Annotated in this window: 1 rRNA gene; it reads left to right on the forward strand. The window is 50.2% G+C overall.

What is annotated here, in order from left to right:
• Nucleotides 1-315: 315 nt before the first annotated feature.
• Nucleotides 316-957: ribosomal RNA gene (locus DLK05_RS19045) — 23S ribosomal RNA — on the forward strand; the annotation flags it as partial.

Raw genomic sequence — 957 nt, forward strand, 5'->3', positions numbered from 1 at the left:
TTCTCGTAACTTTCGGGTTGCCTGATCTGCCAAGGGCGATGGGCCAAGGGCGATGGGACAGTGCATGACGCTATTGTTGTGTGCTAGGTTCAAAGAGAATTGTATGCTATATGCATGCAAATCCGCCCCGTTATTGTTCCTATTTCAAACTTTTACACTGTTGAAGCGATCCGGTTTGGCTTGCCATTCACGGGTTTGCTGCCTGGCATGCACCTGGCTTCGTGCTGGACTGYATGTAMGCTGGCTTAGCGGTAAATATCCTAGGCTGCAGCGTTAACCATTAGTTCTATGCATTTGGGAAACCAATGTATGGGATTATTGGCGTACAACTTTGAGCGGTGGATCACTCGGCTCGTGTGTCGATGAAGAGTGCAGCCAACTGTGTGAATTAATGTGAACTGCATACTGCTTTGAACATCGACATCTTGAACGCATATTGCGGCCACGGGATATCCTGTGGCCACGCCTGTCCGAGGGTCGGCTTTTCATCTATCACGGCGCACATTGAGTCGTGGATTGGGCGAGTGCCTGCCGGCGTGTATACCCGCATATCAACGCGGGTTGCTGGTCGAAGGCTCCGTCCTAATAGTCCGGCCACAGCCTAGTCCGGTCTAGATGACTTGATCGAGATGCTGCGGTGGGTTGTGCTCGAGTCGTGGCTTAATGACATTATACGCGCTCGGGAAGAATCGCACCTATCGTACGCTACGTTGGTCACTTGGTCTTGTCTCTATGGTTCGGTCTACGGTTTGTACCGATGGTGTGTGTAATACGCACGAATTGTATAATTGACCCTGACCTCGGATCAGACGTGATTACCCGCTGAACTTAAGCATATCACTAAGCGGAGGAAAAGAAACTAACAAGGATTCCCTTAGTAACTGCGAGTGAACAGGGATTAGCCCAACACCGAAGCCTGCGATTAATTGATCGTGAGGCAATGTGGTGTTTAGGTTG

Origin of the sequence: Ancylomarina longa (assembly GCF_003996985.1) — a bacterium.
Taxonomy (GTDB): domain Bacteria; phylum Bacteroidota; class Bacteroidia; order Bacteroidales; family Marinifilaceae; genus Ancylomarina_A; species Ancylomarina_A longa.